10 protein-coding genes are annotated in these 13,586 nt (G+C 44.2%); all 10 read left to right on the forward strand.

Features of this window, described 5'->3' with window-relative positions; all coding sequences use genetic code 11:
- Nucleotides 1–44 precede the first annotated feature (44 nt).
- Nucleotides 45–536, forward strand: a complete 492-nt coding sequence (locus tag Q5866_RS17265; protein ID WP_303181516.1) for a TolC family protein — start codon at nt 45–47, stop codon at nt 534–536.
- Between the two features lie 95 nt (nt 537–631).
- The gene (locus Q5866_RS17270; protein WP_303181518.1) at nt 632–1,162 is read left to right on the forward strand and encodes an RNA polymerase sigma-70 factor; all 531 of its coding nucleotides are present in this window, start codon (nt 632–634) and stop codon (nt 1,160–1,162) included.
- 257 nt (nt 1,163–1,419) lie between these two features.
- Nucleotides 1,420–2,598 carry a FecR family protein gene (locus Q5866_RS17275; protein ID WP_303181520.1) on the forward strand — a complete coding sequence of 393 codons (1,179 nt, stop codon included), beginning with the start codon at nt 1,420–1,422 and terminating at the stop codon, nt 2,596–2,598.
- 100 nt (nt 2,599–2,698) lie between these two features.
- Nucleotides 2,699–6,133: a SusC/RagA family TonB-linked outer membrane protein gene (locus Q5866_RS17280; RefSeq protein WP_303181522.1), complete on the forward strand. Its 3,435-nt coding sequence runs from the start codon at nt 2,699–2,701 to the stop codon at nt 6,131–6,133.
- An 11-nt stretch (nt 6,134–6,144) separates the two neighbouring features.
- Complete coding sequence (locus tag Q5866_RS17285) at nt 6,145–7,536, forward strand: RagB/SusD family nutrient uptake outer membrane protein (RefSeq protein ID WP_303181524.1); 1,392 nt, start codon at nt 6,145–6,147, stop codon at nt 7,534–7,536.
- Between the two features lie 17 nt (nt 7,537–7,553).
- Entirely contained in the window at nt 7,554–8,342 is a 789-nt protein-coding gene (locus tag Q5866_RS17290; RefSeq protein ID WP_303181525.1) for a DUF4843 domain-containing protein, read from the forward strand.
- 19 nt (nt 8,343–8,361) lie between these two features.
- Nucleotides 8,362–10,020 carry a PKD-like family lipoprotein gene (locus tag Q5866_RS17295; RefSeq protein ID WP_303181527.1) on the forward strand — a complete coding sequence of 553 codons (1,659 nt, stop codon included), beginning with the start codon at nt 8,362–8,364 and terminating at the stop codon, nt 10,018–10,020.
- A 99-nt stretch (nt 10,021–10,119) separates the two neighbouring features.
- On the forward strand, nt 10,120–11,286 hold the full coding sequence (locus Q5866_RS17300; RefSeq protein WP_303181528.1) for a TlpA disulfide reductase family protein: 1,167 nt from the start codon (nt 10,120–10,122) through the stop codon (nt 11,284–11,286).
- Between the two features lie 159 nt (nt 11,287–11,445).
- Nucleotides 11,446–11,976 carry an RNA polymerase sigma-70 factor gene (locus tag Q5866_RS17305; RefSeq protein WP_099290176.1) on the forward strand — a complete coding sequence of 177 codons (531 nt, stop codon included), beginning with the start codon at nt 11,446–11,448 and terminating at the stop codon, nt 11,974–11,976.
- A gap of 360 nt (nt 11,977–12,336) precedes the next feature.
- Nucleotides 12,337–13,503, forward strand: a complete 1,167-nt coding sequence (locus tag Q5866_RS17310; protein ID WP_303181530.1) for a FecR family protein — start codon at nt 12,337–12,339, stop codon at nt 13,501–13,503.
- Nucleotides 13,504–13,586: the final 83 nt, after the last annotated feature.

The following is a 13,586-nucleotide window of genomic DNA, read 5'->3' on the forward strand; positions in this document are numbered from 1 at the left end:
CGGCATTGGATTTGAAAAAAACACGGGCTGTTTAGTTCCCCACGTTGGATTTTACTTCCGGGTATAACTATAATAAAACGGATACACCGTCTTCTGTGACCACGTTAAACAGGACGAACGGATTTTACTGGGGCTTCTCGCTGAACGTACCTATTTTTAGTCGTTTACAGAATCGTACGAAGATTAAAAACGCGAAGATCGAGTTGGAGAATACCGAGCTTTCATACCAAGAGGCAGAAAAAGAGATGCTCGGGGATTTGGCGTTGTTGTATAACACGTACGAGAACAACTTGTTAATGGTGAATTTCGAAAACGAGAGTGCTGATGTTGCGGCGGCAAATCTGGATGCGGCTTTGGAAAAATACAAGATCGGTTCTCTCTCGGGAATCGAGTTCCGGGAATTTCAACGTAGTTATATTGATGCCGTAGACCGGAAATTGTCGGCTATATATCAGGCAAAGGTTTCGGAATTGTCGTTATTGCTGGTGAGCGGGGAAATCCGTGATTCTATCGTGATGGAGAATGTCGAGGAATAGCGGTTGTTCGCGTGAAATATAAAAATGTTTGTTTGTCGTATCCGAAAAAAGTTTACTTTTGTGGTGACATGTGATTGTTACTGAGACATACAAACATGGGGAATATTGATTTTAATGATAGCACTTTTGAAGATTTATTCAAATCTTATTTCCAAGATTTGATGCGATTTGTATGTAGCTACGTGAATGACGAGGAGGTGGCGAAAGATATCGTTCATGATGTATTTTTTGCCTTGTTGAGAAACAAGAAGCGTCTGGATGTTTCCTACTCCATGAAATCGTATTTATTTACTTTAGCCCGGAATTACGCGTTGAATTATCTGAAGCATTTACGGGTGATAGCAATGAACGAGAGGGAGGTATCGGATTTATTGGAGAATGCAGGTGAAGAACTGGGAGTTTACGAGGAACGACTAAACCGATTGAATGAAAAATTGGCTGAATTGCCGGAGAAGCAGCGGGAAGTATTGATGAAATGTTTTGTCGAGGGACGGAAATATAAAGACGTGGCGGACGAGATGGAGATCAGTGTAAATTCCTTGAAAACTCATATATCCCGCGGATTGAAATTCTTGAGAAACGAGTTGCGGGAAGATGTGGTGTTGCTGATGTTCACTTTAAAATAATCATTGGAGAAGTATAAGAAATGAGTTGAGAACATCAAATGTTCAAAATAGAGAGTGCTTTAAGGAGCATTCTTTTTTTGTGCCATTCCGAAAAAGTTGTATTTCTGAAAGAAGTGAATTGAGAAGTATTGGGTATTTTGATGAATAACAGATTGTTATAGTCGGTTGGTCGGAATGAAAGAAAAATATAAAATAATTGTAGCTGTTTGTCACCCATTTCACGGGTGTTGTTGTGTTATTGTAAAATTTAAATAATCATGAGATATTGTGATGAAGATATAGAGTTTGCCGGACAGATATTGACGAATCGGGAAGAATTGGATGATGCTGCCGTTGAATTGTGGATGAAAGATAAGGAACACGTGCGGTTGCTGGATGAGTTGGCTACCATGAGGGAGAGGTTGGCTGTTGAAGAGTTCGGGCATCTGGAAATGGAAGAATTGGCTCGGTTGAAACAATCCGCGGTAGATCGGAAGGGGCGATGGATGACATTGCGTTGGTCCGTGGCGGCTTCAATCGTGTTGATTGCTGCTCTTTTCATCGGGCGGACGGTAGATGAATGGAGAAATTTGGACGAGGAGAGATTGATTGCACGAGTGGAAAGAGCGGTGCCGGGTGTAAAAGCCGAACTGATTTTAGGAACGGGTGAACGGGTGGTTCTGACGCGACAAGGTGCATTAATTGAAGGGATGCAGGAAACGGGTATTCTAAATGATTCTTTGAACGGGTTGAATTACGCTAACGCGAGAGTGCAGGAAAAAGATGAAAAGATCGAGCCTGTTTTTAATACCTTGCGGATTCCTGTGGGGGGATATTACCGGTTGACGTTAGCTGATGGTACGAAAGTCTGGTTAAATTCCAAGACGGAACTTCGTTACCCGGTTACTTTTAACGGGGAAGAGAGAAAGGTTTTCTTGACGGGAGAGGCTTATTTTGAAGTTACTCATGATGAAGGACATCCTTTTATCGTGTCGACTGACAATATGAACGTGAAAGTATACGGAACGGAGTTTAACGTGAATACTTATCAAAAGGGTGTGATACAAACAACACTGGTGAATGGTAAAGTGGGTATCCGGGTAAATTCGACGGGCAAGGAGGTGATACTGAAACCGAATCAAATGGCGGAATTTGAGGAACAGAGCGGAACGGTGCAGGTGAAGGATGTGGATCCGTATGCTTATATCGCGTGGAGAAACGGTGAGTTTGTTTTTGAGCGTGAAACGATCGAGGAGATTATGGAGCGGCTGAGTCGCTGGTATGACGTGAAGGTATTTTACACGAATGAAAGCGTGAAACAAAAACGATTTACGGGAGTGATCGACCGTTATGATGATATAGAGCAGGTACTTCGTTTGATAGAGGGACCTGCCACATTGCGTTTTGAAGTGAAGGGTAACACGGTTACGGTGCAAGCGGCTGGAAATATAAAATAAGAGTTAGAGATAAATAAAAACCGTAAGGTGCGTCAACAGCTTACGGTTTTGTAAAGGATGTTGTAGCATCCGTTAGTTCAAATCGTTAATTTACAAATGTATGAAAAAAAACAAGATTCGATTTGTTTTTTCTGATTTTTTTGAACGAAAAAGGTCAGAGCTTTCACGAGGGAATTGGGTAATCCTGCTGGTCGTGTTCCTGTGTTTGCCTTTTTTGGGAATGGCACAGCAGCAGAGAGTTACGATTAAAGTAAAACAAGTGGACGTTTCGGTTGTATTCCGGCAAATCAAGGAACAGACGAAATTGAATTTCGTTTACGATCCGGATCAATTGTCTTCGATGTCGAAGGTTACTTTAGACCTGCAAAACGTGACGGTGGATTCCGTTTTGATCAAACTATTCGCGGGTACTCCTTTTGAATACCGCTTCGAGATGGGATCTATATTGATAAAAAAGAAAGTGGAGAAAGCAAAGCTACAGGAGGTGACCGTTTCGGGAGTGGTAAAAGACACGCGAGGGGAGTTATTGCCGGGAGTGACGGTTGTGGTCAAGGGCACGAGTCTTGGTACAGCCACGGATATTGATGGTGCCTATAAACTGGCTTTCGCTAAAGGAGGGGATATTGTACTGGTATTTTCTTTTATCGGTATGGAGACGATGGAAGTGAAATTCACGGGACAGGAAACGATTAACGTGATGATGAAAGAAGCCGTGGAAACAATGGAAGAAGTGGTAGTAACCGGTATTTTTACTCGTAAGAAAGAAGGTTTTACGGGGTCTGCTACGAGAGTGACGGGCGAAGAACTGAAGCGCATGACTTCGGGAAACGTGTTGAAGGCCTTGGGAATGTTGGACCCGGGGTTTAAAATGAATACCAGTAATCTGGCAGGTTCGAACCCGAACGCTATTCCCGATTTTCAGATGCGCGGGCAGGCGAGTATCGGTAATTATGAAAGTAATGATGTCGTGGTGTTGCGCGGTGATGTAAATTCCCGTCCGAACCAGCCGTTGTTTGTTTTGGACGGGGTGATCGGGGTGGATGCCACGACGATTATGGACCTTGATCCGGAACAGGTGGAATCAATCACGCTATTGAAAGATGCGGCAGCGACGGTGATTTACGGTTCGGAAGCGGCTAACGGGGTGGTTGTGGTGGAAACCAAAGCCCCGGAACCCGGGAAATTACGGTTTACTTATAATGGTAATTACGAACTGCAATGGCCGGATTTGAGCGTGTACGATTTGATGAACGCGGAAGAAAAGTTACGGGCGGAGGAATTGTCCGGGTTCTACAGCAATAAAAATGATGTGGCGTTGCAGGCATATTACAATAGAATCCAGCAGGATGTGTTGAGAGGGGTGAATACTTATTGGTTATCAGAACCGGTACAGACAGCTTTCGCTCATCGTCACGGTTTGACGGCGGAAGGTGGAGATAAGTCTTTGCGTTATAAAATTTATCTGGGAGCCAAATGGTCGCCGGGTGTTATGAAAAAATCGGACCTGAACACGAAGACCGGAAAGATTGATTTGAATTACCGTTTTGGTAAATTGTTGATTAATAATTCTTTGTCGGTAGATTATTCTGATGGGGCTCGTACCTCACCTTACGGGAGTTTTCAAGATTATGCAAAAATCAATCCTTATTACCGCAAGACGGACGATAACGGGAATATCAAGCAGGTGCTGGATGATCATCGGGTAGGGGACACGTATATAGCCGATTATAAAACCCCGACGTTGAATCCTCTCTGGAATGCACAATTTGATTCGAAAGACGATAGCCGTAGTTTCACGTTGCGGGAAGCGTTGAAGGTGGAATATTTACCGATAGATGCTTTGCGTTTGAGTCTGGACTTCACGTTGACGCGGAAAGACGGAACAGTGGAAACTTTCAAATCGGCACAGCATAATGATTTTTACGCGGTAACAGATCCCGCGGAGAAGGGGTCTTATTATTGGTCGAAGTCGGAGGGAAGTAGTTACCGGTTGAGTTTACAGGCTTCTTATAATAAGAATTTCGGGGAAGACCATTTGTTCTCGGCTTTCGCCCGTTACAGTATAAAGGAGAATACCAACAAAGTAACTTCTATCACCATGAAAGGTTTTCCCAATGATAAATTGAGTGAAGTGTACATGGGAACGGAATACCAGACGACGGGTGGTAGCGAGAGCGTGTCCCGGGGACTGGATTTTATGATGACATTGAATTATTCGTATAAACAACGGTATGCTGTCGATTATAGTATGAGTATCAATGCTTCTTCCGAGTTTGGTGAGAATAATCGTTACGCGCCGTTCTGGTCAGTGGGGGCACGTTGGAATGCCAATAAAGAGGAGTTTATCGGTAATCTGGGTATTTTTGACGAGTTGGTGTTGAGGGGTACCTACGGGATTACCGGTTCACAGGGTTTTACGCCTTACCAGTCGTTGCAGATGTATACTTACGCCAAGTTGTTGAAGACGTATAAAAGTTCGGACGTGATCGGTACGGAAATATACGGTTTGGGAAATCCGGATTTGAAATGGCAACAGACTCAAAACTATAATGCATCCGTGGATTTTACCATGTTCCACAATATCTTTAGTGCGAAGTTTGAATATTACGAGAAATACACGAAAAATACCCTGCTGGATTTTACCATGGCTCCTTCGGTCGGTTTTTCAACGATGAAAGAGAATTTGGGTAAGATCTCGAACAAAGGGTACGAGGTGACACTGCGTTTGATGCCTTACAGCAACCCGTCGAATCAGGCTTATTGGAATGTCATTTTTACCGGCTCGCGGAATAAGTCACGGATCGAGGAAATATCCAATGCCTTGAAGGTGATGAACGAGAAGCAAATGGCATTGGCTGACCAATACGAGAGTACGTCGAATTTGGATGAAAAGCGTGAGAAATACCCGTTACCCCGTTATGAAAACGGTTACTCGCAAACCACCATTTGGGTAGTACGCTCCTTGGGTATCGACCCGGCTTCCGGTAAGGAAGTATTTCTGACTCGTGACGGGAAACGAACAAGTGAATACTCGTCTTTCGATCAGGTACCCTACGGGGATAGTGAACCCAAATTCTCGGGGTCGGTTTCTACCACTTTTACTTACCGGGGTTTCAGTCTGACTCTGGCGGGGCAATACCATTGGGGGGGACAGACTTTCAACAAGACATTGATTAACAAGGTGGAAAATGCCAATCTTCGATTGAATGCCGATCGTCGTGCTTTGTACGATCGTTGGCAGGAACCGGGAGATCATACTTTCTTTAAAGCGATTAATAAATCGATTTACGCGACAGATACCAAAGAGAGTTCCCGTTTTGTGATGGATGATAATGAATTCTATTTTTCCACGATAAATTTGTCCTACCGGGCAAATGCACAGAAATTCGGTTGGCTGAGGCGTGCGGGCATCAGCTCTGCCACTATCGGTTTGTACATGGAGGATATTTGCCGTTTCTCGACGATTAAGATGGAGCGAGGGGTTGATTACCCGTTCTCCCGTCAAGTATCCATGTCCTTAAATTTAGTCTTTTAAATTTATAGCGTATGAAAAAGTATATTATAGGAATTTGCCTTTGCACGATATTCTTTTCTTCCTGCTCGAATTGGTTGAACGTGGATCCCAAAACGACAGTGAAGGAAGAGGAAGTCTTCAGCCGTGAATTAGGATTCAAAGAGGCTCTGACCGGTGTTTACATTAAAATGGCTTCCACCGGATTGTACGGAAGAGATATGACTTACGGTTTTATAGATATTCTGGGTAGACGTTATACTCCCGGAAGTGATGGTTATTTATATTACGTGTATCCGTCGGATAAGAATGAAAACCGGGTGGGGAGTATCTGGGGAGAGATGTACAATATTATTGCCAACTTGAATAATATATTGTATTACTGTGACAAGAATCGCCACGTGTTCACGACAGAGAATTATTACGAGATTATTAAAGGAGAGGCTTTGGGGTTACGGGCTTTCCTGCATTTTGACCTGCTGCGGATGTACGGACCGATTTACTCGGAACATCCGACCTTGAAACGGATAGCTTATCGTACGGAATTTAACAAGGATGTGCAGGCGATGGATCCGTCCAGTGCGGTTGTCGATAGTGTTATTGCCGATTTGAAAAGGGCGGAAGCGTTGTTGGCGGATACCGACCCGTTGTATTTTGACTTTCCCACGACTACCTTGGAAGAGAGTAATATGGCCGGTGACCGTTTTCTTGTCTATCGTCACAAGCGTATGAATCTGTATGCCGTGAAAGCGATGCTTGCCCGCGTATACCTGTATGCCGGAGACAAAACGGAAGCCGGGAATTATGCCAAGCAGGTAATTAATAGCGAACAGTTCGAATTGTTGAATAAAGACAATGACGTGTTGCGCTCAAAAGAAATTATCTTTTCTATCTATATCGATGATTTTGATCAACAGGTGGCGAAATGGATGACAACGACTTCTTACACGGTTAACGAGGAGCATCTGAAATTGATATTTGACGTGACTCATGACGGAATGAATGATTTTCGCTTAAAGGAAGGTGTCAGCTTCGAGAGTACAAATTCGGGAATGAGAATGTTGAAGTACAATCAGGATAACAAGTGGCCTTCTACCGAGAACACGATTGTATTGATCCGGTTGGCGGAGATGTATTATATTCTGGCAGAATGTGCTGCGACTGCTGAAGAGGCAGCCGGGTATCTGGATGTCGTGAGAGGCGTGCGGGGAATTGACCCGGTAAGCGACCGTTCGGAATTGAATCGGTTGAACGAGATTGAAAAAGAGTACCGGAAGGAGTTTTACGGGGAGGGACAATTGTTTTTCTTCTATAAACGTCACGCGTACAAGAGCTTTTTGGACCAACCGATGACGAATATGACGGAAGATAATTACATGTTCAGTTGGCCGGATAATGAAGTGTTGTTTGGACAAACAGGGAAATAAATTTTAGATTCGAGTTTATGAAAAAGATAATATACAGTTTGTTGTTTGCCTTGTTGCTTTTAAGTAGTTGCAACGAATACGAGATGATGCAATACGAGGAGGGAGGACAAATCAATTTCCTCGCGGATGCAGCATGGGCAACCGACTACACGGGGAAAGGTCCGGTATGGTCGGAAAGTGCTACTTTGTTGTATAAATTTAATTTCGGTATTAATGAACAGGGTGAAAATCTGATGTACGATACGGTCAGGTTGGCAGTGAAGATCATGGGAGATGTCGTTGCTCACCCGCGTCGGGTGGCGTTGGCTGTTAAACCTTCATCGACAGATACATTCGGAATTATTTTCCCGGAGGAAGAAGGGTATGTCGTAAAGGCTGATACGTTTGCAGCGACCTTCGCGATCGTGATCAAACGCCCTGCTTTGCAGGTTAGCGATACGGCTGTTTTGACTTTTGATTACGCTAATTCCGATTTTACCAGAGGGTTCGAGGAACGACAAGAGGTGAAGTTGATTATCGAGGATATCGTGACTGAAAAGTTGTGGCAATATGATGAAGCTTTGTGGAATAATTACGAGAAGTATTTGGGTGGTTTCGGTGAAGTGAAAGCCAGATACCTGATGACACAATACGGTTGTGTATCTTTCGAGAAGTGGGTTAGTAAAATAACGGCACTTGGTAAAGCAAACCGGTTTTATCTGGATTTGGAAGAGTACAAGGCGAAGTGTGCGGAGGACGATTCGATGCCGAAGTTCATCGACAAGGACACGGGAGAGTGGATCGCGTTTCCCGAGCAAGCAAGTTAGTACATAAAAATGAAAAGCTATGAAACAGTACATTTATATATTGATCATTTTACTTTTGGCTTCTTGTTACGACGACAAGGGTAATTACGACTATACCGACGTTAATACAGTGGAGTCCGGGTTGGAGGAAGTGTACTATCGTTTCACGGATGAAACGATAGTGACGATAGACCCGAAATTATCTCAATCTCTCGAGCAGAACAAAGAGAATCTGAAGTTTTTGTGGTTGCATTCCACGACAGGCACTAATTTTTACGTGGGTTCTTCGGTGCAATCAAAAGTGGATACGGTTTGCGAGACGGAAGAATTGCGATTCACGATAGATTTGGAAGACCCGGACTTGAAATACGAGCATTATTTCCGGCTTACGGTGTACGATACTTCAACAGGGGTCGAGTACCAGTATAATACAAAATTGAAATTGGGTAAACCGTATGACGGGGCATGGATGATATTGCACTGTAAAGACGGGCAGACGGAGTTAGGTGCAGTGGAGTATGTCGGCGAGGAAATGATAGTAAAAGAAGATGTTTATTACGATGCGACGGGTAAACGCTTTCAAGGGAAGCCGTTATGTTTGGGACGTGTTAAACAGGGATGTAGTTATTATAATTCCAGTTCGATTAATATGTTTTCTGTCATCACGGATATTCCCGATGAAGCCGGCGTGTATAATCAACTGTACAAATTCGAGAAAAAAGACAGTCTGAGCCGTATGGTTTACGAGAATGCCCAAATTAACTTTGATTTCAGCAAGGTGGAAAATATTGACGGGCAGGGTACACGGCAAGGGTTGCTGCTTTCAAACGGACGTTTTTACCAGACCCCGGCAGCCATGAAGATATATGAACCGAAGATTGATGAAAAGCTCACCGGGGATGTATATATCTCACATGCAGCAAAAATTGGACAAATTACCTTGATGTATGATCAAGCGGGGCATCGTTTTGCCCAGTGGTATAATTTTGGTAGTGGGGGAAATCCGAATCCGGAAGTTTGGGCAGATAATGACAATCCGTCGGCTCGTACATTGGCTTCGATACCTGTTCGGAGTGATAATAACACGGATGCCGATCCGAATAGTCTTGATCCCGAACACAAAGTGCTGTTTATCGGTCCGGGGTATTTTTATAAGTCGTCGAATGACATATACATGTATGCCAATGCTTTGGCAATAGACGGCAAGGGCGGTTGTTTTGTTTACGAGTTCGACGCCTACGGTATCGGTTATAATAAAAAAGGTTCGCCTGCATTTCGGGCATACTACCGGTTGAATCAGCCCGAGGGGTTGGATGAAAATAGTTGTTTCGCATCGACATCGGATTATAGCGGTATTCTTTTCTATTCATCGGGTAATACTCTATATCGTTTTGATTTCCAGCAAACAGGAGGTAAGGCAACTCCGGTGTACACTCATCCGGGCAGTAAGAGAATCCGCCACATGGAATTTGCCCGTACAGAGCCGGAGAAAGCGGCTAATATAACAATCGGGTATGAAAATTACGGGTATGATTTATCCCGTAGCTTGGGAATTGCTTTTGAAATGGAAGACGGTACGTGTGACTTTGTTGTTCTGAACCTTTCGGCCAACGGGTATATTGGCTCGGATAACGGAGTGTTCCCGGCAAAACAAGTGCATGAAGGTTTTGGCGAAATAACGGATTTTGTTTTTCTTTAATCAGATTGTAAGTTAATAAAAATTCTCTTTACACGGGGGAGATATGTGGAAATTCCCCCCTTGTGTTCGGGGTACGCGAAATTTTAAATATAGGATAGAATGAAATTAATAGTAATTATAATCAGTTGGCTGACTATCGTGGGGTGTCAGGCAAAATCCGACGGTTTTATTATTAAAGGGGAACTTGAAGGAGCTCCCGAGAATGAATGGATATTTTTAACTGACGCGAAGCAACGGGTCTATTATGATAGTGTACAAATAAAGAAGGGACGTTTCGAATTCCGGGGGAAACTGGATTCCCCGGAGTTGCGGAATATCGTTTTTTACAAGGATCCCGCTCAACGTGTTTATGGTTGGGCTAATATCTTGCGTTTTCCCGTTTATTTGGATAATTCGGAAGTTCATATCGCCATTCCTTTTGCTGAAATGCCTTCGAAGCTGGACAAGAAAACGCCTGCATCTTTGCGTGTTGAAGGTTCTGTCACGCATGATTTATTTGCAACTTACATTCAACAGGTAGAGCCTTTAAACTTGAAGTACGAAGAGGTTTTCGATCGATATTGTCAGGTGTATTATCGTAAGAAAGGCAGTGAAGAAGACATGGTTAAATGCGTGAAAGAGATGGATGCTATTCGCGACAGTATTTATTACCGCGGAGTGGATTTTATTCGGGAACACGGGGATTCTCCGGTAGCTCTATATGTTGTGGGGAATTTAGCCGTTGAGCGTTACGGACGGGCGGAGGCGCGAAAGATTTTAGAGTTTTTCCCATCCCGCGTGCGGGCAAGCGAAGCCGGAAAACAAGTGGAGGACGTGTTGGCAGGCAAGCCGTTGTATATAAATGATGCTATGCCGGATTTCACCGTGTTGGACGTTGATTTGCAAGAGAGGAAATTGTCGGAATACGTGAAAAAAGGGCGTTATACATTGGTTGAATTTTGGGCTTCATGGTGTGGTCCTTGCCGACATGATATTCCGCATTTGAAAGAGACTTACAAGCGTTTCCATGATAAAGGCTTTGATATCGTGAGTGTTTCCATTGATGACGATACGGCTAAATGGCAAAAGGCATTAAAGGAAGAAAGAATGGCTTGGACTCAGGTTTGCGGAGCCAAAGGACAGAAATTCGATAAAGAGTGTGTGCAAATGTTTGGAGTGAGTGGGGTTCCTAGCGGTTTCCTGATTGACCCGGACGGAAAAGTGGTTCACATGACGGCTCGCGGCGGGTGGCTGGATACGAAATTGATGGAATTATTTGGTAGATAACAATACTCATTTTGATGTTTGGAGAGGAATTGTCTTGTGAAAAAGATAATTCCTCTTTTTTTGTAAACATATAATTTCTCAGACTCTTTTTTTAATTTAATAAAAAGTATATTTTTGTGAATGTGAAGTTGGGAGCGTCCATTACGAGAAAAATGTAAAATGAAGCAGGAACTTTTGGATAATCGTGGTTTTGAGGAGTTATTCGGGTTGCATTTCAACAACCTCGCGGGGTTCGTGTATAATTACGTGCGGGACGAGGAGGTGGCGAAAGATATCGTGCATGATGTTTTCCTGACGCTCTGGAAGAACCGGAAACACTTGAATCCGGTGTATCCGGTAAAGTCTTACCTGTTTACTCTGGCACAAAACAGCGCGTTGAATTATTTACGTCATTTGCGGGTAATCGAGGTGAACGAACGAATGGTCGGGGAGCTGTTGGAGTCGGCGGCGGAAGAGTTGGATGATTACGAGAAACGTCTGGAACGCTTGGAGGAGAAATTGGCATTGTTATCCGAGAAACAACGGGAGGCGTTGGTGAAATGTGTCGTGGACGGGAAGAAATATAAAGAGGTGGCGGAAGAGATGAACATCAGTTTGAACACGGTAAAAACGCATATTACCCGTGCGTTGAAATTCTTGCGGGACGAGTTGCAGGATGATTTGGTACTACTTTTTATATTGGGAAAATAAAGTATAATTCGGGGTTGACCTACCCCGTTGCTGGGGTATTACTCTATTTTTAGGTGGCTTTCGCTAGGGTTTTAGGCGACTTTTAGGCGGCATCGCCCACTCTTAGCCCGTAGTTCGCCCACACTTAGCCCACGTTTTAGTGAAAAATAAACAAGTTTAACACATCTGGTGTTTCTGTGGATTTGCCTTTCGCCGGGGCTATTCAAAAATCACGGGGATGTTACGTTATAGGATAACGGGAGCGTATCCTCTTTATGGGTATCGGTCGGGTTGATTCATGATAAAAAAAGGAAAAAACTTTATTTTTCTTGTCGCCCATTTTCGGGGGGTACGTGTATTAGCTGTGAAAAGCGAAAAGAAATGAAGCATAGAGAAGAAGATATAGAGTTTGCAAATCAGATACTTGCGCACCGGAATAAGTTGGACGACGGGCAGGTGGAGAAGTGGATGGACGAGCCGGGACACGTGGAGTTGTTGAAGGAATTATCGGCACTTCACGGGCAATATGTTCACGTGGATTTCGAGAGGGAGCGGGCGAAAGAGTATACCCGGTTCGAGAAAGCGATCGGGAGAAAAAGTCGTCGTCGGATCATGACGTGGTCATCGGTTGCGGCTTCAATTATTCTGTTACTGGGGTGGTATGTGACTTGGATGGCGGGAGGTCTGCCGGGAGAGAGGAGTATAGGGTTGGCTGAGCAAGCCGGGAGTTTCAAGCCGGGAAGCAACGCGGTGGAGTTGATTCTGGATAACGGGGAGAAGGTCGTGCTTGACGGGAAAGGGAAACGTATCGGGAATGATGTCGTGTCCGGGATACGGGATGATTCCTTGCGGGGATTGACTTACGTGCAGGCACAAGTGAACGAGAGCGAAGAATTGGTGTACAACACGTTAAAGGTGCCGACGGGCGGTTTCTACCAACTGGAACTGGCGGACGGGACGAAAGTGTGGCTCAATTCCGAATCCGAATTACGGTTTCCCGTGCGTTTTGCCGTGAACGGGCGGAATGTATATTTGAAGGGAGAGGCGTATTTTCAAGTGAAGCGGGATACGATGAGTCCGTTTCGGGTTTATTTGAACGAGTCGAGCGTGACGGTGCTGGGGACATCTTTTAATATAAAGGCTTACAAGGACGAAGAGAATATATACACTACATTGGTGGAAGGTTCCGTGCGTTTCTCGGAAGAGAGAGGCGGGGAACAAATTGTGTTGCAACCGGGAATGCAGAGTGTCTGGAACGTGGAATCCGGAAAAACGGAAGTGAAGGAAGTGGATGTGAACCAGTTTATCGCTTGGAGGGACGGACGCTTTGTATTCCCATCTACCACCTTGGAGGAGTTGATGCACCAATTGAAACGTTGGTATGATATCGAGGTGAAATATCAGGCTCCCGAGGTAAGGCGGTATGAATTCCGGGGAGCGATTAACCGGGATATGGATTTGCGCAAGGTGTTGTCGCTCGTGGAGAAGACGAGTAACGTGATATTTAATGTTCAAGGAAGAAAAATATATGTAGCAATTAAGAACTGAACCGGAGAAAAATGAGGATTGCCGTCAACAATCCTCATCTGATTCTCCCGAAGAAGAACCTCAATATTAATTTGAAATTCAAA

Source organism: uncultured Butyricimonas sp. (assembly GCF_959596855.1).
Lineage (GTDB): Bacteria > Bacteroidota > Bacteroidia > Bacteroidales > Marinifilaceae > Butyricimonas > Butyricimonas muris.